The following is a 21,576-nucleotide window of genomic DNA, read 5'->3' on the forward strand; positions in this document are numbered from 1 at the left end:
GGCGCGTCTGCAACTGGCCCGAGCAGCGACTGGAGTTCGTTCGACATGGATATCCGCACCCCACTGAACCAATGCATCGCCCTGATCGTCGCGGGTGTGCTGTTCCTCAACCCCATCGTCGCCACGGCCGCGCAACTGACCGTCGATGCGGCGGCCAATGCCAACACCAGCATCAACCAGGCCGGCAATGGGGTGCCGATCGTCAACATCGCCACGCCCAACGGCAGCGGCCTGTCGACCAACACCTTCCGCGACTACAACGTCGGCAGCAACGGGCTGATCCTCAACAACGCTACCAGCAAGACCCAGTCGACCCAGCTGGGCGGCATCATCATCGGCAACCCCAACCTCAAGGGCCACGCCGCCCAGGTGATCCTCAACCAGGTCACCGGCGGCAACCGCAGTACCTTGCAGGGCTACACCGAGGTAGCGGGGCAGGCGGCCCGGGTCATCGTCGCCAACCCCCATGGCATCACCTGCAAGGGCTGCGGCTTCATCAACACACCGCGGGCGACCCTCACCACCGGCAAGCCGATCATGGACGGCGAGCGCCTCGACCGCTTCCAGGTCGACGGCGGCGACATCGCCATCGAAGGCGACGCGCTCAACGCCACCAACCTCGACCAGTTTGACCTGATCACCCGCAGCGCCAAGCTCAACACCGAGCTGCACGCCAAGCAGTTGAACATCGTCACCGGGCGCAACGACGTCAAGGCTGACACCCTGCAGGCCACACCGCGTGCCGACGAGGGCGGCGACAAGCCGCTGCTGGCCATCGACAGCTCGGCGCTGGGTGGCATGTATGCAAACACCATTCGCCTGGTCGGCACCGAGCAGGGCGTGGGCGTCAAGCTGGCCGGCAACATGGCCGCCACCACCGGCGACATCCAGGTGGACGCCAACGGCAAGGTGACCCTGGCGCAGACGTCCAGTGCCGGCAACCTGACGGTCACCGCGCAGAGCGCCGAGCTGACCGGCAAGACCTACGCCGCTGGCAGTGCCACGGTGCGGGTGCGAGACGAAGCAACGGTCGGCCAGAGCCTCGCCGCCAAGGACAGCATCACCGTGGCCGGCGCGCGGATCGACAACCACGGCATCATCGAAGCCGGCGTGGAGCCAGACAACACCCGCAATGCCCACGGCGACGTGACCCTCACGGGCCAGACCCTGCGCAACCGTGGCAGCGTGGTGGCCAACCGCACCCTGGAGGCCACCGGCAGCACCACCCTCGACAACCAGGGCGGCACCTTCAAAGGCCGAGCGACCACGCTGACGGCTGGCCAGCTGGACAACCGCCAAGGCCAGGTACTGGCCGACGACACCCTGACGGTCAACGCCCACGCGATCGACAACCGTGACCAAGGCCTGCTGCAAGGCAAGGGCAAGGCCGTGGTGGATGTCAGCACAACCCTCGACAACCGTGGCGGCCGCCTGGTGGGCCAGGGCGGCCTGCAGGTCACCGCCACCCAGCTCGACAACCGTGACAAAGGCCTGGTCGGCAGCGATCGGCAGGCCAGGCTGACCACCCATGCGCTGCTGGACAACCAGGGCGGCGGCAAGCTCAGTGCCGACCGCCTGGACATCACCACCGCCGGCCTGCTCAACGGTGGTGGCCAGTTGTTCGGGGGCGATGTGCTGATCAACGCCAGCGCCGACATCGACAACCGCCTCGGCCTGGTTTCGGCCAAGCGCCTGCTCGACCTCAAGGCCGTGGGCCTGGATAACAGCGGCAAGGGCAACCTGCTCAGCGATGGCACGTCGGACATCAAGGTGGCCACCCTGGATAACCGCGGCGACGGCATTGTGTCCAGCCTCGGCGACCTGAGCCTGCATGGCAAGCACCTCGACAACCGTGGCGGCCTGGTCCTCGCCGACCGCTCGCTGACCGTCACCGGCGGGCATTTCGACAACCGCGACAAGGGCGCGGCCACCACCAAGGGCAAGGCCCTCATCGACGTCGCCAGCCTGTCCAACAGCGATGCCGGCCACCTGCAGAGCGATGGTCGTCTCGACCTGATCGCCGGCACGGTCGACAACCAGCGCCTGGGCAACATCACCGCCAAGGGCGACCTCGAGGCCCACCTGGGCACCTTGAACCATCAAGGCGGCAGGTTGACCAGCCTGGGCAGCCTGCTGCTCACCGCCGACACGATCGACAACCAGCAGGGCGGCAAGATTGGCGCGACCACCGTGGCCGACATCAGCGCGGCGCGCATCCTCAACCAGCAGGGTGAGATTTCCACCGCCGGCAAGGTCGTCCTGAATGCCAGCGAATTGCTGGACAACCAAGGCGGCAAGGTCATCGGCGACCGTGGCCTGGCCCTCACCGTGCAGCGCCTGCTCAACCAGAACAAGGGCCTGCTCAGTGGCTATGACCGCCTGAGCCTGCACGGCACCGAGCTGCTCAACAACGGCGGCAAGCTGAGCAGCCACCAGCACATCGATGTGACCCTGGACGGCCAGCTGGACAACAGCGACGCCGGCCTGATCGTCAGTGACGCCAGCGTTACCCTGAATGCCGGCACGCTGCGCAACAACCAGGGCGGCAAGGTCTCGGCCAACGCGGCCCTGGACCTGACCAGCCAGGGGCTGCTGGACAACCAGGGCGGCACCCTGGTGACCAACACCGGGCTGCTGCTCAAGGCCGGTCGCCTGGACAACAGCCACCTCGGCGTCATCAGCGCCCAGGACCACGCCGAGCTGCGCAGCGGCGCCATCGACAACAGTGCCAAGGGCAATATCGGAGCCGGCAGCCTGTTGCTGGTCGCCACCCAGCTCGACAACAACGCCTACGGCCGCATCAGCGCCGCCGGCCAGATCGATGCCACGCTGACCGGCCTCGACCAGAACGACCACGGGCAACTGGTCAGCGCAACCGGTATCGATCTCGACCTGCAGCACGGCCAGCTGGTGAACCGCAACGGCGGCCTGCTGCGCTCGCCGGGCAGCCTGTTGTTGCGCCAGATCGGTGTGGTGGACAACCGCGAGGCGGGCGAGATTTCCAGCAATCACGGTTTCAGCCTGGTTGCCAACAAACTCGACAACCGTGGCGGGCGAGTGATCAGTGCCCAGGACCTGACCCTGCGCATCGCCGGCGTCCTCGACAACAGCCTTCAAGGGGTGTTGTCGGCCAGCCATGACCTCACGGTCGAGGCCACCCGCCTCGACAACTACACCGGCGGCAGCCTGGCCAGCGGCCAGGCCCTCAAGGCCACGATCGGTGGCCAGCTCGACAACCACGACCAGGGCATCCTGTCCGCCGTCGGCGCGTTGACCGTGACCAGCGCCGGCTTGCTCAACAGCGAGCGCGGCCTGCTGTCGGGCAACACCGGCGTGACCGTCACCACCGGCCAGCTGGACAACCACCAGGGCGGCCAGCTCATCAGCCAGGCGGCGATGACCGTCGACAGCGCCGCGCTCGACAACCGTGGCGGTGCCTTGAGCAGCAAGCAGGCCATGAAGCTGACCACCGGCGACCTGCGCAACGGCGCCGATGCCTTGCTGCGCGGCGGCCGGATCCACAGCGATGGCGCGTTGACGCTGGTGGCGGGGCAGGTCGATTCCAGCCAGGGCGGTGAAATTTCCGCCAAGGGCGACCTGCTGCTGCGGGTCAGCACGCTGATCCAGCGCCAGGGGCGGCTGATCGGCGAACAGAAGCTCGACCTCGACCTGAATGGCGGCGACCTGCTGAATCAGGGCGGCTTGATCAGCGCCAACGGCCCACTGAACATCCAGAACCTGGGCAAGCTCGACAACAGCGCCGGCGAAGTCACCAGCCAGCAATCCTACAGCCTGCTCGCCCAGCGCATCGACAACCAGCAGGGCCGTATCCTCAGCGATGGCCGGCTGACCGTGGAAGCGCCACTGCTGGACAACAGCGGCAAGGGCCTGATTTCCGGCGCGCAGGGCCTGCTGGCCAAGGGTACCGACCTGAACAACAGCGGCGAAGGCACCCTGTCCAGCAAGGACGGCGACCTCACCGTGACCCTGGCCGGTACCCTCGACAACCGCGAACTGGGCGCCCTGGTCAGCAAGGGTAACCAGCAGGTCAGCGCGGCCAACCTGCATAACAGCAAGGGCATCATCTCTTCCGAGCAGGCCATCACCCTCAGTGTCACCGACCGGCTCGACAACAGCGGCGGCGGGCTCATTTCCGCCACCGGCGACCTGGCGTTCGACCAGGCAGGCACCGTCATCGACAACCAGGGCGGGCAGATCAACGGCCAGGCGATCACCGTCGTCGGCAAGCGCCTGGAAAACGCCAAGGGCCAGCTGACCAGCCGCGCGCTGCTCGACCTGACCTTGGCCGGGGCCCTGCTCAACACCGACGGCGCGCGCCTGGTCAGTGGCGCCGACCTGCTGCTCAAGGCCGGCAGCATCGCCAACAACGGCGGCAAACTAATCAGCCACGGCCTGCTGCGTGTCGATTCGGCGACGCTGGACAACAGCCGCGGCGGCAACCTGGCCAGCCAGCAGAACCTGGTGCTGCGCTTGAGCGGTGACCTGCTCAACGGCCAGGACGGCCTGCTGTTCAGCGAACACGGCAAGCTCGACATCCACGCCAATGCCCTAGACAACCAGGCCGGTACCCTGAAGAGCCAGGGCGGCATCGAAGTGCGCCTGGACAAGGCCCTGAACAACCACGGCGGACGCCTGGAGAGCCAGGCGGGCGACCTCGAGCTGCATGCCGCGAGCCTCGACAACGGCGGCAACGGCATGCTCAGCGCGGTCAAAGGCCTGTTCAAGGGCGTCTTCGCCGGCCTGTTCGACAACGGCGGCGGCACCACCCAGGCGCAGTCGGTGGACATCAAGGCCGACACCCGGGTGAACAACCAGGGCGGCTACCTCTCGGCCCTGGGGGGCGACAATCAGCTCGACACCGCCGAGTTCGACAACCGCGGTGGCGGCCTGTACGCCGCCGGGCTGCTGCACCTGCAGGGCCAGCAGCTGCTCAACCAGAGCGGCAAGATCGGCGCCGGGCGCATCGACTTCGGCCTGAGCGGCGCGCTGTACAACGGCCTCGGCCAGCTGGAAAGCGAAAGCGACCTGTTGCTGCGCGCCAGCGAGCTCGACAACCGCGCGGGCAACCTGCGCGCCCTCGGCAAGACCGGCACCAGCCGCTTCATCGTCACGGGCAACCTGCTCAACGACAACGGCGTGCTGGCCACCGCCAACCACGACCTCAACCTGCAGATCGGCGGCCTGAGCAACAGCGGCGGGCAACTGCTGCACACCGGCCTTGGCACCTTCGGCCTGGCCTCGGACAAAGTCACCCAGGCCGGTGGCGTGCTGCATACCGATGGCCTGCTGAGCATCGGCGCCGCCAGCTGGACCAACGACAGCGTGCTGCAGGCCCGGCGCCTGGAGCTGGACATCGGCCGCTTCGTGCAGACGGCCAGCGGCAAGCTGCTGGCGGTCGAGAGTTTCAAGGGTCGCGGTGGCGACTGGACCAACCATGGCCTGCTGGCCAGCGATGGCAGCCTGCAACTCGACCTCACCGGCAACTACGACGGCAACGGTCGCCTGAGCAGCCTCGGCGGCCTGGGGCTGAGCGCCACCGACATCCGCCTGTCCAGTGCCGCCAGCCTGGCCGGTGGCGCGGGCGGCGTGGTGACGGCCCGCAACCTGCTGAGCAACGACGGTCGCCTGACCGCCCTCGGTGGCCTCACGGTTAACGCCGCCAGCCTGGAAAACCGCGGCACCCTCGGCGGCGCCGCGGCGGTGACACTTGCCGCCAACACCCTGAGCAACCAGCGCGGCCTGGTGTTCAGCGGCAACGACATGACCCTGCGCGTGGGCAGCCTGAGCAACTACTACGGCGATATCTACAGCCTCGGCGGCCTGGACCTGGCCGGCAACGGCAGCGCCCGCGCCGCGTTGCTGGACAATATCTCCGCCAGCATGGAGAGCGCCGGCAGCATGACCCTGGCGGTGGACACCTTGCTCAACCGCAAGGAACACCTGAGCTCGAAGCAGAAGCTGGTCGCCGGCTACGTCAACGTGTATTCCGACGACCGCTGCAAGGGCAAGGGCTGCGAGCTGTACTTCTCGGCCACGGAAAGCTGGCAGGATGTCATCGACCAGGACAGCCCCACGGCCTTCATCACGAGCGGCGGTAAGCTGACCTTTGCCGGTGACGCGTTCCGCAACCACTACAGCAGTGTCTCGGCGGGCGGCGATATCGCCATCAACACGGCCGTGTTCGAGAACAAGGGCGCCGGTGGCGGCGAGCAACGCAACCTCACCGCCAGCATGTACACCCGTGATCGCGGACAGTACAACGCGTTCATCAACGCCAAGAACCAGTTCAACCAGAATCCGGGCTCGCTGACCCTCGATCAGGTCATGGCGGCGTCTGGCTATCCGCATGCCAGCATCTATAACGTCATCGACAACAAGACGCCGATTGCCGGCGCCGTGGTCGCCCCGGCGGTGGTGCAGTCGGCTGGCGCGGTGACCATCAATGCCACCCAGCGTATCGACAACAGCGTGGTACGCGTCAACCAGGCCGGTGCCGGCACCATCAATGCCCGTGGCGATGCCACCGCCGATGCGCGCCAGGCCCAGACCCAGGTGCGCGCGCTCAACCCGCAGTTGCCGCCGGACCTGGCCCAGCGCCAGGTCAACCCGGTGACCCTGCCCAGCTTCAGCCTGCCCCAGGGCAGCAACGGCCTGTTCCGCATCAGCAGCCAGGCCGGCCAGGCCGCGATCAGCGGCGACGCCCTGGACGCGACTGGCGACCGTACCCAGGCCGGTAGCGGCACCTTCATCGCACCGCTGGCCAGTACGGCCAGTGCCGACAGCCGTGCCGCGCAGACGCTTGGCGCCAGCGGCGCGGCCGCGGCGCAGGGCGCCGTGGCTGGCTCCGGCGTGGCGCTGGGCGGCCAGGCCGCCGGCGTCAAGCTGGTCCAGGGCGTGCCTGAGCGCAGCGTGCCGAATGTCTCGCACAAGTACCTGGTAGAGACCAACCCGGTCCTCACCGACCTCAAGCAGTTCCTCAGCTCCGACTACATGCTCGGCCAGCTCAATATCAAGCCGGACCAGGCCATCAAGCGCCTGGGCGACGGCCTCTACGAGCAGCGCCTGATCCGCGAGGCGGTGGTGGCCCGTACCGGCCAGCGCTACATCGACGGCATGACCAGCGACGAGACGCTGTTCCGCTACCTGATGGACAACGCCATCGCTAGCAAGGACAAGCTGTCGCTGAGCGTGGGCGTGTCGCTCAGCGCCGAGCAGGTGGCGGCACTGACCCACGACATCGTCTGGATGGAGCAGGTCGAGGTCAACGGCGAGAAGGTACTCGCCCCGGTGCTGTACCTGGCCCATGCCAACGGCCGCGTGGCCCCCAACGGCGCCTTGATCCAGGGCCGCGACGTCAACCTGATCAGCGGCGGCGAACTCGTCAACGTCGGCACCTTGCGCGCCACCAACAACCTCGCCGTCAGCGCCACCAACATCGGCAACACCGGGTTGATGGAGGCGGGCGGGCGCCTGGACATGCTGGCCACCGAGTCGATCCGCAACGCCCAGGGCGGGATCATCGCCGGGCGTGAAGTGAGCCTCACCGCGTTGACTGGCGACGTGATCAACGAGCGCAGCGTCACCCGCCTGGAAGGCCGCGCGGGCGGCGAGCACGTGACCAAGGACCTGGTCGACACCGCCGCGCGCATCGAGGCGGCGAACAACCTGACGATCACGGCGGGGCAGGACATTGGCATTGTCGGCGGCGCCGTGCAGGCCGGCGGCAACATCGACATGGATGCCGGGCGTGACCTGATCATCGCCAGCCAGGAAGGTGTCGACAGCCACGAGTACCAGCGTCGCCGCGTCAGTGGCCACGACACCAGCATCACCCAGTACGGCAGCGAGGTGAAGGCCGGCGGCAACCTCACCGCCACGGCCGGCCAGGACCTGAGCATCGTCGCCAGCGAGATCGAGGCCCGCCGCGACCTGGCCCTGCAGGCGGGGCGCGACGTGACCCTGGCCGCCGCGGCGAACGAGGAGCACAGCTACGCCAAGGGCAAGAAGGGCAAGACCAAGTACGAGCGCCAGGAGGACGACGTCGAGCAGCAGTCGGCCGAAGTGAAGGCCGGCGGCGACCTGACCATCGACGCCGGGCGCGACCTGCGCATGGTGGCGAGCAAGGCCAGCGCCGGCGACGAAGCCTACCTGGTGGCCGGCGACAAGCTCGAGCTGCTGGCCGCCAACGACAGCCAGTACTCGCTGTATGACATGAACAAGAAGGGTGGTTGGGGGAGCAAGAAGACCCAGCGTGATGAAGTGACCGACGTCAAGGCGGTGGGGAGTGAGATCACCAGTGGTGGCGACCTGACCCTCGAGAGCGGCGGTGACCAGCTGTACCAGGGCGCGAAACTCGCCTCCGGTGCGGACCTGACTATTGATAGCGGCGGTTCGGTGACCTTCGAAGCGGTCAAGGACATGCATCAGGAGAGTCACGAGAAGTCCAAGGGTGACCTTGCCTGGAACAGCATGAAGGGCAAGGGCAGCACTGACGAGACCCTGCGTCAGAGCCAGCTGACCGCCAATGGTGATCTGGTGATCAAGGCGGTGGATGGCTTGAAGGTCGATGTGAAACATGTCGACCAGGCGACCATCAGCCAGAGCATCGACGCCATGGTCGCGGCCGATCCACAGCTGGCTTGGCTGAAGGAAGTCGAGAAGCGCGGGGATGTGGACTGGCGGCAGGTGAAGGAAGTGCATGACTCCTTCAAGTACAGCCATTCCGGGCTTGGGGCTGGGGCGCAGATCGTTATTGCCATCATCGTCACCTACCTGACGGCCGGGGCGGCCAGTGCAGCCATCGGTAGCACGGCGGGCGCAGCGGCGGGATCAGGTTCGGCCATGGCGGCCAGTGGTACCGCGACGGCAAGCGCGGTGGCAGGTGGCGCAACGGCGGGCTCTACGGTTGCTGCTGGATGGGCCAACGTGGCGCTGTCCAGTATTGCTACCGCGGCCACCAACAATGCAGTGATTAGCGGTATTAACAACCGCGGCAACATTGGTGCTGTCTTCAAAGACGTCACCTCATCAAGCAGCCTCAAAGGCTATGCCACGGGAGCCATTACCGCCGGGGTTACTGCCGCCTATCTCAACGATGCGTTCGGCATCTCGGCTGAAGAGCTGAGCAAGCCTACCTTTGGCTTCGACCTAAGTACGCTGTCGGGCTTCGGCAAGTTTGCCGGTTACACCGGCTCGCAGGCAGCAATCGGCGCTGTGGCCAAATCCGCGCTGGAAGGGAGCAGCCTGGGTAGCAACCTGACCGATGCCGGCAAGACCTTCGTGGGCAATGCGCTGTCGGCGGCCATCTACAAGCGACTTGGCGACAAGCTGTACTTCGAAGGGCTGCCAACCAAGACCGTGGCGCACGCCTTGGTCGGTGGCCTGATCGCCGAGGCCGCGGGTGGTGATTTCCGTACGGGGGCGATTGCGGCAGGTGCGAACGAAGCCTTCGTCGCCACCGTTGGTGAACACATTTTCCCCGGGGAGTCGCATGAGCAACTGCTGACCATGACCTCGCAGTTGCTGGGGCTGACCGTGGCCGCAGGTTTGGGGGCCGATGAGAAAGGGCAGCAGGTGGCAGGCTGGGTGGCGCAGAACGCTACCCAATACAACAACCTCGATCACCCGACTGCGGAGCGCATGCTGGGTGAGTTGAAGGCATGTCGGGCAACCAAGCAGTGCACGGCGGGCCGGATCCAGGACATTGTCGATCGATACGAAAGCATCTCCATCGCCCGCTCGAAGGCGATGGACGATTGCAAGACGCGTGCGTGCGCGCAGGGGCTGGTCGACAGCGCGGTTGTCATTGACAGCCCGGTTGCCAAGGAACTGATTGCGTTCTTCAAGAACCAGGGATACGACACCGTCGGTTTGCTCAATGGCAACCCAGGGCAACACCTGATGCCGTCGATGAACCCTGCCGGTACCGGCGGCTTGTTTGTGCCCGATAAGGACCTGTTCACCGCGAAACTCATCAAGGAAGGCTGGTTGACGCCTGCGGAGCAAGCCGGGCTTCAGCGATGGGATACGGAAACATCATGGCTGGACAATGCCGCTGGTCGTAAGTTGACGATCGAAGAAAAGGCTACGCTGATCACCGAACTGGGTACGACTGGGGCGCTGGCCATCATGGCCGGTGGTCGAGGCGGAGTCGCTGCGACGGGGGGCGGCAAGGGTAAAGCTGGAGATGGCAAGGTCAGCCCGGGCGAGGGCGCGAAGGTCCCGCCATGCCCGCGTTGTTTCGCAGCCGGCACCCTGGTGGCAACGCCGGATGGCGACCGGGCGATTGAAACGCTCAAGGTCGGCGATTTGGTTTGGACCAAGCCAGAGCACGGCGGCAAGCCGTTTGCCGCGGCGATCACCGCGACCCATGAGCGGGATGACCAGCCGATCTATCGCCTGGCCCTGGAGAGCACCCGTACCGATGGCGCGGTAAGATCGGAAACATTGTTGGTGACACCGAGCCACCCGTTCTATGTACCCGCCAAGCGTGATTTTGTGCAGATGGGCGAGCTACGGCAGGGGGATCTGTTGCAGTCGCTGGCAGATGGAGAGGGTGAAGGGACGTCGACTCGAGTGGTCTCGGCGCGGTTGTATAAGCCGGTTGGGAAGACGTTTAACCTGACGGTGGATGTGGGGCATACGTTCTATGTGGGTGATTTGAGGACGTGGGTTCATAACACGGGGCCCTGTGCTCCCATACCTACAACCACTGTTAAGGCAGCTGAAGGGGTAATTGCAACTCGAGTTAACGTCAGAAATGGTGATGGGAGTAAGGGCAGTGGCTTGGAGTATGCTTGGAAGAAGCATGGTGGAGGTTGGGGAGATAACAAATCTGCATTTAGTATTAGTAAAGAGGAGTTAAGGGCGGTCTTACAGGAGCCAGTGGTTGTGAAAACGCCAGCTTATAAATCGCCTACTACAGGAAATTATATCAGGACTGTCGATATGAATAGGGTGATTGGCGTAGACGCAAAAACTGGAGGTAAGCCAACGAGTACTATGACAGTGATTACTGATCATAAAGGTAATCTTGTGAACGCTTTTCCAGGGAAAACATTCTGAATGTACTGTGCTATTTTGTGGAGTAAGGAAAGGGCCGCTGCGGGGTTGGATGGAGTACTGAAGGTAATTAAAATTCCTAAAGATGCCATTCCAATGCTCATAAATGCGGATTCTAAAAATTATCCATTGCTCTCGGAACTGTGTCTTGATGATTATGGGTTGTACTCTGGAGAGCAGTTGGATCGGTTGCGGCTTGAGTTGAAGAATATGTCAAGAGCAACGAATGGAATGGATGGATTTTTTTGTTCTTTGGACGATCTTGCTTTAGAGGCAAGGGTGCTTGGAGAAAGTGTTTTGTTTGATCCGTTTAGGGATTTAAGTAGTTAAGGAAAGAAAAATAAGGCTAGGAAAAGGGGACGGATTTATTCTTGTTGCTCTAGTTTCGGTTTCTGGCGGCGAACGGATCTAGACATCATGTGGGGAGGGCGAGGTTAGAGTAAAACGAGTAAAAAGGGAGCAAAAAAGCAAAAAGGGGACAGATTTATTTTTCCTACTCTAATTCCAGCTCCTGGCAGCGAAGGGATCTAGCTGTCATGTAGGTAGGCCGAGATTAGAGTAGGGAAAATAAATCTGTCCCCTTTTTCGTCCTTTTTTCGTTGTCAGCAATGGAAAGAAATTTGATGTCCAGAATGGTATTCCTGGGCTGCATGCCGAGGTCATAGCGGTGAATAGCGCGCTTACTCGCTACCCCAAGGTATCAATTGATGATGTGAAAGTGGCCACCTACAAGCTGGCACCGAAACAGGGTCAAGGGGATAAATTCGAGGTGTGCTCGAACTGTAGCGGTGTACTGAAGAATGCCGATGTGATTACCGGAAGGAAGCACTGATGATTATCAAAAGAAATGCAATAAGCAACCAGGGCGGATTGTGGACTTTTCGGGGCGTGCCCTACACCGGGGGCGCGTTGGAACTCTCGAATGGTCATGTGGTTGGGGGAGGTATGTATGAAGATGGCCGCTATGTTGATGTCTACCGTAGCGAGTTTATTATTGGGGAGGTGCGTAATAGTATCGAAATGGAGCGAGACTATACGGGGGAGCAGTTTTATTGGGGAGATAGTGTCTACAATGGATTCTCCTATGAGTTCAGTGGAGATGTATGTGTCAGCGAGCGCTTGTATGAATATGGCTGGGTGATAGAGGAAGTAACATATTTCCCAGATGGGCAGTTGCGTACTGTCGAGATCGGGGAGGATGTTTCGCAGAGTTATGAGTGGTTCGAAGGCGGTGGACTGGAAGCGATGACGGTTCACCAGAGTAATATTTTCATGTTTTCCTTGAAATTTTCTTTGGAAGGTCTGAAGCGGTTGACTCTGTTGGGTGACTACTTTTCTAAGACACCGCAAGTGATCGGGTGCATAAGGTTTCCTGTGTTGCGTGATAAAGCGGAGCTCTCCTCTCTTAAGTGTGCGGCCCGGGTTTCACTCATTGGAGATGGTATTGACAAGGCTGTGGTTGATTACATTTTTATGGGCGACAATGAGCGCCGTATCAGAGAGTTAGAGCTGGATGGTGTCAATGGGGCACCGGAAATTCTGCAGTGTTTGAAAAATTATCAGCAGTTGAGTGTATTGAAAGTTGTGGCTGCTAAGGATTGCGTTGACTGGTGGCGTGAAGGGTGCGTCCAGTTTCAGGTACTTCGTCCCGAATGTGACGTATATTTAAATAATCGGAAGGTTAGTTTGGAGGGGTGATGGGGTATTTGTTCTGTTCGTAGAATTGCCTTCCATATCGATCTGCAAGCCGGGTCGTTTCTGGTAGTCGATAGTGGCGTGTTGCATTCAATACCCAGTGACAGGCAGTTTCAAGGGAGATTCGGTGGCCGATTGAAACGAACACGGGTTTTACATTTTTTTGAGTCCTGAGCGCGGCCCCGATTAGTTCGTCGCCGTCGAACAGGCCTGATTGGCATCCCCTTTCATCAAGGGGAGGTGCGTATTCACCAATGAAGCGACTTTTTCCGCATCCAATAGTGGGTATGTCATAAAGTACCCCCAAATGCGATGCCAAGCCAAACCGACGAGGGTGAGCTATACCTTGCCCGTCGCAGATGATCAGGTCAGGTCGGTGGGTTATAGTTGATAAGAGCTTTACGATAGAAGGCAGCTCTCTAAACGAAAAAAGACCAGGCACATAGGGAAACGAAGTCGTACTCGACCATGCATGCTCTTCGATGATTTCCAGGCTTTCTGCGTCAACCACAACAATGGAGGCAATGAGTGTATCGTTTTCTTTGTGGTAGGCGACATCAATGCCTGCGATACTAGAGATAGGCCCAAGCTGATCTTGCTTGACTACAAGTTTAGATAGTCGTAGCTGTAGATCTATGGCCTCGCTTGGTGTTATATCCCAAGGGTGTTGTATGACTGGCTGCATGTGGACTGTTCTCGCTAAATCAAGCGGGTGAGGTTGTCGTCAACGAATCGTCAGATTATGCCATTTAAGAGCCAAATGACCAGCTGATTTTACTATTGATCTTGGGCATGAAAAAAGTATGAAAGGGACTGAAAATTGGACAGGTCTGATTTTCCTACTGTAGGTTCGGTCCCTGTGGGGCGAAGGGATCGAGGGGGCATGTAGAGTAGGCCGAAATTAGAGTATAGAAAAAATCTGTACCCCTGTCAGTTCCGTCTCGTCCAATATTTATATTAGAACCCAGGGCGGTTGGTTGGATATTTCGGCTGGTCGTCTGAGTCAGTATATAGGGTGGCAGTGATGGCGAACGGTTTATTTGTTCCAGTGAATAAGGTTCCTGAGCTAAAAATGCTTAAAATAAGGCTGGGGAAAGAACTGTCTAGTCTGGGGTATGTGGCACAGAGAATAACCGTTGGTGTAACTTTGGTGGATAGTGATTGTTTGTTGGGTAATATGATTTACATCATGGATCATGAGGGTGGCACGTGCTGTTGGTTGACCTTCATGAGCGCGGATGATTCTTTGCTAGAGGTGAGTGAGAATGGATTGCCATTTATTGCTCATGTTTCGGGAGGGACTGGACGGGGGAGACGTCTCGCTTTGGCTGTTTCCTATGGTGTATCTGTCGAAGGGCAAGGAGAGTGTGTTTATGATGACGGTCGCCTGTATTTGGGGGGAGGAGCAGGTTATAGTTCTATAGAGGGGCTCAAGAAATTATTGGTGGAGCTGAAATGATTAGATATCTGCTAAAAACGAAAAAGGGGGTGCAGATCTACTTTTTCTGATCTAATTTAAAGAAGAATAAATCCGTTCTCTTTCTGCTGGAGTGATTTCGTGGGTGGTGATAAGTTATTAGAGTATTTGTGCGGAGCGGAACGGAGCTTCGTAAAGTGTATGGGTTATAGTGAGCCCGAGCTGGATAAAATTGCCCGGTTATACGATATTCGCATTGAAGGACAACTGCAGTTGTTCTTGAGCAGGATGGGGAAATGCGCAGTAGGTTTGATCGGAGACTCTCAGGTTCAGTTATATCGCACCTCTTGGACGGTGAGGGAGCATTTGCTTTTTCAGGTTGACTTCTTCTCGCAAATGCAGGAGGCAGGTCATTATGGCTTCTTGAATAATCCTTTTGTTTTTTCGCTTGTTTCGGAAACGCAGTACTATTTTCTCCAGACTTCGTTAAGTGATGCTGTCTATCACTATGACTCCAATACTGATGTTGTGACAGAGACAGATGCTGATCTATTTGCATTTCTGAAGCTTTTGGCTGATGAGAATAGAGGTGTTCTCAAGGTTTTCACGTGTGGTGATTTGTTGAGGATCATTTGAGTAGGACGAAAGTGGAAGTGAGGAAAGAGGGGCCGATCTATTTCCTCTGCTCTAATTTCGGCCCTGCGGTGTCGAAAGGGTCGAGAAGTCATGCAGGGACAGTAGGAATTAGAGCAAAGAAAATAGATCTGTCCTATTTTATCCTGTAGCGCTGGGGCAACAGCATGGCCTATATACGGAAAAATAGAAGGGTATGAATGTAGGTATTGTTTATCCAAGTTGGTCGAGCTTTGGGTTTTATGACGTCTCCGTCAATGAGTCTGATGCCAGGGTTCAGAAGGAACGACCGCCTTGCGGTGTGCGTGAGGTTGTGGGGTGGTTGAGTGATGACGTTAGTAGTAGTGTTAGCGCCAAAGCGCTGATCACTCGGCTGGAAGAGTGTGAGCTTCGTGGTCAACCCGAGTATTTGGGGTTCGGCAATGCACACCACATGGCATATGCGGCAGGTCATCTGTACCTGGAGTGTGAGTATAGTGAGGGATCCCAGGTATTAATGACCCTTGAACAAGCCATTTCTACTTTGAACGACTACGTGATTTTTTACAGGCTGGCGTTCGGAACAAAGAGGTTCCACCTCAGCCGTTCATGGTTGAATACCTTGCCGAGGGAGAGGGATCTTATAGGCGCTTTGAAGCGCTAGGTGGTCGTTTGGGATTTTCGGTGGAGGAAATGAAAGGTATGAGTCGGGCTAATCGACAAGAAAATAAACGGAGAGTATTGGTCGATAAGTCTCGTACCTCCCAAGAGTAGTGATTTGGTGCTCTGACTGAGAAGTTTAGGGAGCGAAAAGTGGACAGATCTATTTTCCCTACTCTAATTTAGGTTCCTGGCGGCGAAGGGATCTAGCCATCATGTAGGTAGGCCGAGATTAGAGTAGGGGAAATAAATCTGTCCCATTTTTTGATGAGAAAGTATATTTTAATGGAGTTTTTATGCTTGAAGATATTAGCGAAGGTAAATTGCCGTGTCAGGTTTTTAGAGATTTGATAAAAGTCGATCCTGCTATTGGTAATGTACGTCTTAGTGAGGTTTTTCATGAGGAGTTTATCGAGGTTGATAGTTTGGCTCTACAGCTTATCTGGCATTGGCGGGGGCCAGGAAAAACTGAAGGAATTAGTGATGAGTCACTAAATGCTGAGCTGTTGGTGATGTTGAAGAACGCTGGTTATTTGAAGAGGTGAAAGATGAGTTTTCCAGTTGTAACTGCTGAGGGGAGGGTTGGTGGCGCAACATTGGATCGGAAAAGGGGACAGATTTATTTTTCCTGATTTATTTTTCCTACTATAATTCCAGCTCCTGGCAGTAGGGAAAATAAATCTGTCCCCTTTTGGTCGGTCCCCTTTTAGTCGGAGAAGTAAATCTGTCCAATTCCCTGTTGTCAAATTGTCGCAAGATATTTTTAAAAGTGTATGAGTGAACGGAATATGAATGGGCAAGCGAGGAGTGAGCAAGTTGGAGAGCTGATCGCCAGATTGTCGCTCAATAGAAATTCATGTGATGAAAATGAATTGTGTTATGAGGTTAGGTCGATTTCAGAAGATGAAAAGTTAAATATTATTTGTGAGCTGATAACTTTTAATGTTCGCCTCGCTGCTACTGTCGCCGCACGAGTGCATTTGGCAGAGCGGCAGCAGGTGCAGTTGATGAGGGAGCTGCTGGAAAGGGGAGGGAGTAATACTATAAGGCAGTTTGTAGGGCGTTTGTTTTCGCATCGGCTAAGTGCTTCATTGATTATAAAAGAGCTGATGAAGGCGAGAGCGAAGAGTCCTGATGCGGTTAGGTTGATGGCGTATTATTTTTCCAGGACATTGGTGCTTAAGAGTTCGGGTCAAAAATCTGTAATTTATAAGTTAAGGTCTGGTGATGCTGATTGATGGGTCCAAGGAAAAAAGGGCGGCGAAGAGAAAAGGAGACTGATTTGTTTTTCCTACTCTAATTTCAGTTCCTTGTAGCGAAGGGATCTAGCAGCCATGCAGGTAGACCGAAATTAGAGTAGAGAAAATAAATTTGTCCCCTTTTCGAAAGCAAGCAGTGTCATTTGTTTTTTCTTATTTGTTAGAGCTAAAGTGGGGCAGCGTCGATAAAAATCCGACTGGAGGAATGTTAAGTGACCGATATAGCGCTGGAGGTGAAAATTTTTAATGCTGATGAAGCTGGACGTTTTCTAGCGATGGCTGCGATTGGATTACTTTCATCAGTCAGGGCGGGTGTCATCGAACTGGATGAAGCAGAGCGCTTGTTGTTCTCGCCGGGTGTGGCAAGTGTTTTTAGAAGGAAGGGAATTTCTTCAGTTGTCTGCGATCTTGTTATGGAGTGTTGTGAGTTGGAAGATGTGCTTGGTCTCTTACCCAATAGGTTTGATAGTGAGGTTGTACGGCTTATTGATGCTTTTTCGGAGTATTTAACCGTCACGGCACCGCTAGATGCCTATTCGGATCATGTGGAATATAGGTAGTTTATATGTCGCTGGCAGTGTCGAAGAAAGGGAGTGGATGTGGGTCTGTTCCCGATTTATACTGCGCTTTTGCACCTTAACGCACGAATATGAAAATAATCAAATCCTTTGCAAGATTGACAGGGCTTAAAAAGTTTGCGGCTTGGCGAGCCGGCTGGCAGGAACCAGCATCTGTCGACCTGTTTTCCTATATTGGAGATGTCGTCAGTCCAGAGGACAGTTTGATTTTTTGCAAATGGCTGTTCCCGGATTTCGTCGTGTTCGAGGATTCGGTGATACTGGAAATGAAATTTGACGAGCCCGCATTTCGTGTGTGGCTTGATCATTTTTCAGGTGATAAAGCTGGTGTTGAAGGGATGCTGAATCACACCCATCTGTACGATGTGTTTTCAGGGTGTGGATCTTCGGTGGACGAGGTGGTTTTTGAGCAGCTGTCCGATGTGCTGGCCATGTCCTGGCGAATGGTGTTGAAGGCGCAATTCCCTGATAGAAGATTTCACGTAGAGGCTATTAACTCCGATCAGGAGTATGGCCCGGTGGTCACCTTCCATGAAATGCGTGGGTGAGCTTTGCCGTTCTTTTGACGACAGTACTGAGGATGTAGTGTGTCTGTCGGTCGAGGGTACGTGGCCGGATGTGCCGGTGTGCCATGTTGCACCTGCTTGAGCGCGGTTAGTTCAAGCTGTTCGAAGTCTGCATTCGGCTTCAACCTGCCGGGGCTGCGATGCAGCCCTTTCGCGACACAAGGCCGCTCTCATGGAACAAAACATAATTCTTTGATTTGACTGGAGTAGCGTGGGAGCGGGCTTGCCCCGCGATGCGGCGTTTGGCACCGGCTTCGCCGGTGATCGCGGGGCAAGCCCGCTCCCACGCTGGAACCCTGTTCCCTGTTCCCTGTTCCCTGTTCCCTGTTCCCTGTTCCCTGTTCCCTGCGCGACTGCGCAGCCCGAGGGCTGCGCAATCTCCTACAGGGGATCGCGTTCTCCTGTGGGAGCGGCCTTGCCGAGGCGTCGGACCGGCCGGAAAGGGCCGCAAACGCCGACTGCTCAGTTCAACCAGCTCAACGCCGGCCCCTGGGGCACGATCCGGGTCGGGTTGATGTGGTTGTGCGAGTAGTAGTAGTGCAGCTTGATATGCGCCATGTCGATGGTGCGGTAGATCGCCGGGATCTGCGTCAGGCGCACCAGGTACTGGTACAGCGCCGGGTACTCGGCCAGGGTCTTGTGGTTGGTCTTGAAGTGCACGTAGTACACCGCCTCGTAGCGGATCAGCGTGGGCAGCAGGAACAGGTCCGACAGGCTCAGCTTGCCGCCCACCAGGTACGGCTGCTTGCGCAGCCGGTGCTCGAGGGTGTCCATGGCCGCGAAGAACTGCTGGAAGGCCTGGTCGTAGCTCTCCTGGTCCGGGGCGAAGCCCATGTGGTAGACCATGCGGTTTATGTTGGTGTGCAGCCACTGGTTGAGCTCGACGATGTCGCAGCTGGAGCGGTCGGGCACCAGGTCGATCGGGGTCTTGGCCAGGGGCAGCAGGCGGGTGGCCATCTGCAGCGCCAGCTCCGCCGAGTCGTTGTGCACGATGCGGTTTTGCTGGCGGTCCCAGAGCACCGGCACCGACTGGTTGCCGGTGAAGCCCGGGCGCGAACGCTCGTACAGGCTCGACAGCAGGGTGACGTCCTTGTGCAGCGGGTCCTGGTCGTGCTCGTCGAACTCCCAGCCCTGGTCGTGGCGGCGCGCCGCCACCGAGGTGACGTCCAGCGCGTCTTCCAGGCCCAGCAGGCTCTGCACCAGGTGCACCCGGTGCGAGAACGGGCAGGCGTGGGAGATGTACAGGTGGTAGCGGTTGGGCTCGGCCACCAGTTCGCTGAGGAACAGCTCCTGGACCGACGGGTTGTCTTGGCTGCGGGTCATCTTACCTCCCTACGGCGGTGGCCAGGCTTGGGCATGGGCGTTCGCCGAGGGCGGCGATGCTGTGCTGGATCTTCAGGTTGGCGGCGGCCAGGCCCGCGGCCAGGCTCTCTTCGCCCATGCCCAGGCCTTCGGCGTAGATGAACTCGACGCTGTTCAGGCCGACGAAGCCCAGGGTCTGCGACAGCCAGCCGGCCAGGGTGTCGGTGCCCTGGCTGTAGACGCCGCCGCTGGCGTTGAGCACGTGCACTGGCTTGTCATCCAGCAGGCCGACCGGGGCGCCGTCGACGTAGGTGAAGGTAACGCCGCCGCGCACGATGTAGTCGACCCAGGTGTGCAGGATCGACGGTGCGCCGAAGTTGTAGCGCGGCAGGCCGATGACCACGCGGTCGGCTTCCTGGATTTCTTCGATCAGTTCGTTGGACAGTTTCAGCGCCGCGGCCGCCTCGATGCTGCTGGCGTCACCGCCGAACAGGGCGTCCATGGTCACCGCATTGAGGTGCGGGATGGGCTGGGCGTGCAGGTCGCGCACCACCACCGAAGCTTCGGGGTTGACCTCTTTGAGCTGCTTGAGGAAGTTGTCCACCAGTTGGCCGGAGAAGCCGCCATCGGACTTGATCGAGGAGCGGATGACCAGGACCTTGTGATTCATTGCGAGAATCCTTTCAGTGATGTGTGTGACAGCCAGTCTTGAGCAATCGGGCGGGAGTGAAAAGCGCAGATAATCAGGGTATTACCCTTAAGGTTGTCATGTATCGCCAGGGGCTCTGTGCCGGAACGAGCGCGGGGCAAGCCTGCTCCCACATATCGCGTGGGAGCGGGCTTGCCCCGCGATGAACGTGATGAGTGATTACGCCATTACCACTCGCGCTTGAGCCTGAACTTGCTCAGCTGTGCGCTGGCGATGCGTGTCTGGCTGCCGTCGGCGTTGACCCGCCAGGCCTCGGCCTGGGTGAACATCAGGTTGCGGCCGTCGCGGATCACCTTGGCGTGGAACAGCACCTCGGTATCCCGTGGCGTGGCCGACAGCAGCAGGGTGTTGAAACTGTTGGTCAGGGCGTACTCGTCAGGCCCCAGCAGGGGCAGGGTGGCGAGCATGCTGGTGACGTCGAGCATCGAGTAGATCACCCCGCCGTGCAGGGTCTGGCTGAGGTTGTCGATGGCATCGGTGACGGTCAGCCGGCAGGTGCACTGGCCGGGGGACTGTTCCAGCATTTCCAGCCCGCAGTAGCGCTGGTAGGCGTGTTCGAGCAGCGCGCGCGAGTGCGCGGCGGCGTGGTCGCTGATGGTGCTCATGGTGTGATCCTTCACAGGTGCCGGGCAATGATTTCCAGCATGATTTCGTGGGTGCCGCCGCCGATGGCCAGCAAGCGGGCGTCGCGGTGGATGCGTTCGACCAGCGAGGGCTCGACGCAGCCGTGGGCGCCATGCAGCTGCACGGCGTCGCGGGCCAGGGTTTCCAGGGTCTGCACGGCGCTGTTCTTGGCGATGGCCACCTGATGCGCGTCCAGGGTGCCTTCGGCCTGGCGGGCCACGCAGGTGTCGACGAACTGGCGGCTGACCGTCAGCTGCGCGTAGTGCTCGGCCAGGCGCTGGCGGATCACCGACTTGTCGAACAGCGGCTTGCCGCCGACCTGGCGGTTCTTGCACCAGTCGATGGCGGCCTGCAGGGCCATGTCGGCGCTGGTGATGGCCATCACCGCCAGGTTCAGCCGCTCCTGCTGCAGGCTGGCCTGCAGCAGGCGGCCGACGCCGCCCTTGCCGGTCAGGCGCAGCGCTGGCACGTCGACAAGCTCCAGGTCGGCCAGCGGCAGGCAGCGCCAGCCCAGGGCCTGGCGCGGGGTGTGACGGATGCCGGCGGCGGAGCCCTCGACCAGGAACAGCGCCAGGCCGTCCTCGCAGTGGCCGACCATCAGCAGCCAGTCGGCGCGGGTGGCGTTGCAGATGAACGCCTTGTGCCCGTTCAGCCGGTAGCCATCGGCCTGGCGCGTGGCCCGGCACTCCAGGGCGCGCAGGTCGGAGCCGGCCTGGCGCTCGGTGATCGCCAGGGCAATGCTCTGGCGGCCGTCGAGCACCGCCGGCACCAGGTCGTGGACGATCGGGTGGCCGGTGGCCTGCACCGCCTTGAGGCTGACGAAGTGCGAGCCCAGGCCCATGGTGATGCCCTGGGCGCCGCTGCGGGTCAGTTCTTCGATCATCACCGCCACGGCCCGCGGGTCGTCCGGCAACTGGCGGTGGTCGTGGCCCAGGCCGAGCAGGCCGGCGGCGCCGGCCTCGCGGTTGAGCGTGGCCGGGTAGGCGCCGAGCTGCTCCCAGGCCGCCACGTTCGGCGTGATGCGCTCGCTGACGAAGGCCTGCAGGCGCTGGCGGTATGCGTCACTCATGGC

The 21,576-nt window shown here is 59.5% G+C and carries 16 protein-coding genes; 11 read left to right on the forward strand and 5 right to left on the reverse strand.

The annotated features are described in order from the left end of the window. The first annotated feature begins 45 nt into the window (after positions 1–45). The 4 genes from DMX06_RS21645 (at position 46) to DMX06_RS21655 (ending at position 12,780) form a co-directional block, all read left to right on the forward strand. Entirely contained in the window at positions 46–11,085 is an 11,040-nt protein-coding gene (locus DMX06_RS21645; RefSeq protein ID WP_181427876.1) for a two-partner secretion domain-containing protein, read from the forward strand. Further along, complete coding sequence (locus DMX06_RS26170) at positions 11,086–11,412, forward strand: hypothetical protein (protein ID WP_146232225.1); 327 nt, start codon at positions 11,086–11,088, stop codon at positions 11,410–11,412. A 241-nt stretch (positions 11,413–11,653) separates the two neighbouring features. Then, complete coding sequence (locus DMX06_RS26905; RefSeq protein WP_110739283.1) at positions 11,654–11,914, forward strand: YwqJ-related putative deaminase; 261 nt, start codon at positions 11,654–11,656, stop codon at positions 11,912–11,914. Beyond that, positions 11,914–12,780 carry a hypothetical protein gene (locus DMX06_RS21655; RefSeq protein ID WP_110739284.1) on the forward strand — a complete coding sequence of 289 codons (867 nt, stop codon included), beginning with the start codon at positions 11,914–11,916 and terminating at the stop codon, positions 12,778–12,780. The genes DMX06_RS26905 and DMX06_RS21655 overlap by 1 nt, the downstream gene beginning before the upstream one ends. Here the strand turns inward: DMX06_RS21655 and nfi are convergent. Beyond that, positions 12,764–13,462: a deoxyribonuclease V gene (gene nfi / locus DMX06_RS21660; protein ID WP_110739285.1), complete on the reverse strand. Its 699-nt coding sequence runs from the start codon at positions 13,460–13,462 to the stop codon at positions 12,764–12,766. The genes DMX06_RS21655 and nfi overlap by 17 nt on opposite strands. Before the next feature lie 339 nt (positions 13,463–13,801). On the opposite strand from nfi, the gene DMX06_RS26175 reads away from it, so the two are divergent. From DMX06_RS26175 to DMX06_RS21685, 7 genes are all read left to right on the forward strand, one after another. Further along, positions 13,802–14,236 (forward strand): hypothetical protein, encoded by a 435-nt coding sequence (locus DMX06_RS26175; RefSeq protein WP_146232226.1) that lies wholly within the window; start codon positions 13,802–13,804, stop codon positions 14,234–14,236. A gap of 99 nt (positions 14,237–14,335) precedes the next feature. Beyond that, positions 14,336–14,830: an SMI1/KNR4 family protein gene (locus DMX06_RS21665; RefSeq protein WP_202892791.1), complete on the forward strand. Its 495-nt coding sequence runs from the start codon at positions 14,336–14,338 to the stop codon at positions 14,828–14,830. Positions 14,831–15,023: 193 nt separating this feature from the next. Then, complete coding sequence (locus tag DMX06_RS21670; RefSeq protein WP_146232227.1) at positions 15,024–15,470, forward strand: hypothetical protein; 447 nt, start codon at positions 15,024–15,026, stop codon at positions 15,468–15,470. Positions 15,471–15,762: 292 nt separating this feature from the next. Further along, the gene (locus DMX06_RS26180) at positions 15,763–16,011 is read left to right on the forward strand and encodes a hypothetical protein (RefSeq protein WP_146232228.1); all 249 of its coding nucleotides are present in this window, start codon (positions 15,763–15,765) and stop codon (positions 16,009–16,011) included. Between the two features lie 243 nt (positions 16,012–16,254). Beyond that, positions 16,255–16,704, forward strand: coding sequence for a hypothetical protein (locus tag DMX06_RS26185; protein WP_146232229.1), 450 nt, complete (start codon positions 16,255–16,257; stop codon positions 16,702–16,704). A gap of 233 nt (positions 16,705–16,937) precedes the next feature. Then, entirely contained in the window at positions 16,938–17,285 is a 348-nt protein-coding gene (locus DMX06_RS21680; protein ID WP_110739289.1) for a DUF3969 family protein, read from the forward strand. A gap of 89 nt (positions 17,286–17,374) precedes the next feature. Beyond that, complete coding sequence (locus DMX06_RS21685) at positions 17,375–17,851, forward strand: hypothetical protein (protein WP_110739290.1); 477 nt, start codon at positions 17,375–17,377, stop codon at positions 17,849–17,851. A gap of 480 nt (positions 17,852–18,331) precedes the next feature. On the opposite strand, the gene DMX06_RS21690 is transcribed toward DMX06_RS21685, so the two are convergent. The 4 genes from DMX06_RS21690 to DMX06_RS21705 form a co-directional block, all read right to left on the reverse strand. Further along, entirely contained in the window at positions 18,332–19,192 is an 861-nt protein-coding gene (locus DMX06_RS21690) for a glutathione S-transferase C-terminal domain-containing protein (RefSeq protein ID WP_051555768.1), read from the reverse strand. Position 19,193: 1 nt separating this feature from the next. Next, positions 19,194–19,841, reverse strand: coding sequence for an FMN-dependent NADH-azoreductase (locus tag DMX06_RS21695; RefSeq protein ID WP_050706621.1), 648 nt, complete (start codon positions 19,839–19,841; stop codon positions 19,194–19,196). Positions 19,842–20,047: 206 nt separating this feature from the next. Further along, on the reverse strand, positions 20,048–20,485 hold the full coding sequence (locus DMX06_RS21700; RefSeq protein WP_028692820.1) for a PaaI family thioesterase: 438 nt from the start codon (positions 20,483–20,485) through the stop codon (positions 20,048–20,050). 11 nt (positions 20,486–20,496) lie between these two features. Further along, positions 20,497–21,573 (reverse strand): acyl-CoA dehydrogenase family protein, encoded by a 1,077-nt coding sequence (locus DMX06_RS21705; RefSeq protein WP_110739291.1) that lies wholly within the window; start codon positions 21,571–21,573, stop codon positions 20,497–20,499. Positions 21,574–21,576: the final 3 nt, after the last annotated feature.

The organism is Pseudomonas mosselii (assembly GCF_003205295.1).
Lineage (GTDB): Bacteria > Pseudomonadota > Gammaproteobacteria > Pseudomonadales > Pseudomonadaceae > Aquipseudomonas > Aquipseudomonas mosselii_B.

Bases quoted from the DNA above. Each gene is read 5' to 3' on its own strand.
- DMX06_RS26180 (WP_146232228.1), top strand. From the start codon at position 15,763: ATGCTTGAAGATATTAGCGAAGGTAAATTGCCGTGTCAGGTTTTTAGA.
- DMX06_RS26175 (WP_146232226.1), top strand. From the start codon at position 13,802: ATGGCGAACGGTTTATTTGTTCCAGTGAATAAGGTTCCTGAGCTAAAA.
- DMX06_RS21655 (WP_110739284.1), top strand. From the start codon at position 11,914: ATGATTATCAAAAGAAATGCAATAAGCAACCAGGGCGGATTGTGGACT.
- DMX06_RS21705 (WP_110739291.1), bottom strand. From the start codon at position 21,573: ATGAGTGACGCATACCGCCAGCGCCTGCAGGCCTTCGTCAGCGAGCGC.
- DMX06_RS26170 (WP_146232225.1), top strand. From the start codon at position 11,086: ATGTACTGTGCTATTTTGTGGAGTAAGGAAAGGGCCGCTGCGGGGTTG.
- DMX06_RS21670 (WP_146232227.1), top strand. From the start codon at position 15,024: ATGAATGTAGGTATTGTTTATCCAAGTTGGTCGAGCTTTGGGTTTTAT.
- DMX06_RS21685 (WP_110739290.1), top strand. From the start codon at position 17,375: ATGAAAATAATCAAATCCTTTGCAAGATTGACAGGGCTTAAAAAGTTT.
- DMX06_RS21700 (WP_028692820.1), bottom strand. From the start codon at position 20,485: ATGAGCACCATCAGCGACCACGCCGCCGCGCACTCGCGCGCGCTGCTC.
- nfi (WP_110739285.1), bottom strand. From the start codon at position 13,462: ATGCAGCCAGTCATACAACACCCTTGGGATATAACACCAAGCGAGGCC.
- DMX06_RS21690 (WP_051555768.1), bottom strand. From the start codon at position 19,192: ATGACCCGCAGCCAAGACAACCCGTCGGTCCAGGAGCTGTTCCTCAGC.
- DMX06_RS21695 (WP_050706621.1), bottom strand. From the start codon at position 19,841: ATGAATCACAAGGTCCTGGTCATCCGCTCCTCGATCAAGTCCGATGGC.
- DMX06_RS26185 (WP_146232229.1), top strand. From the start codon at position 16,255: ATGAATGGGCAAGCGAGGAGTGAGCAAGTTGGAGAGCTGATCGCCAGA.
- DMX06_RS21645 (WP_181427876.1), top strand. From the start codon at position 46: ATGGATATCCGCACCCCACTGAACCAATGCATCGCCCTGATCGTCGCG.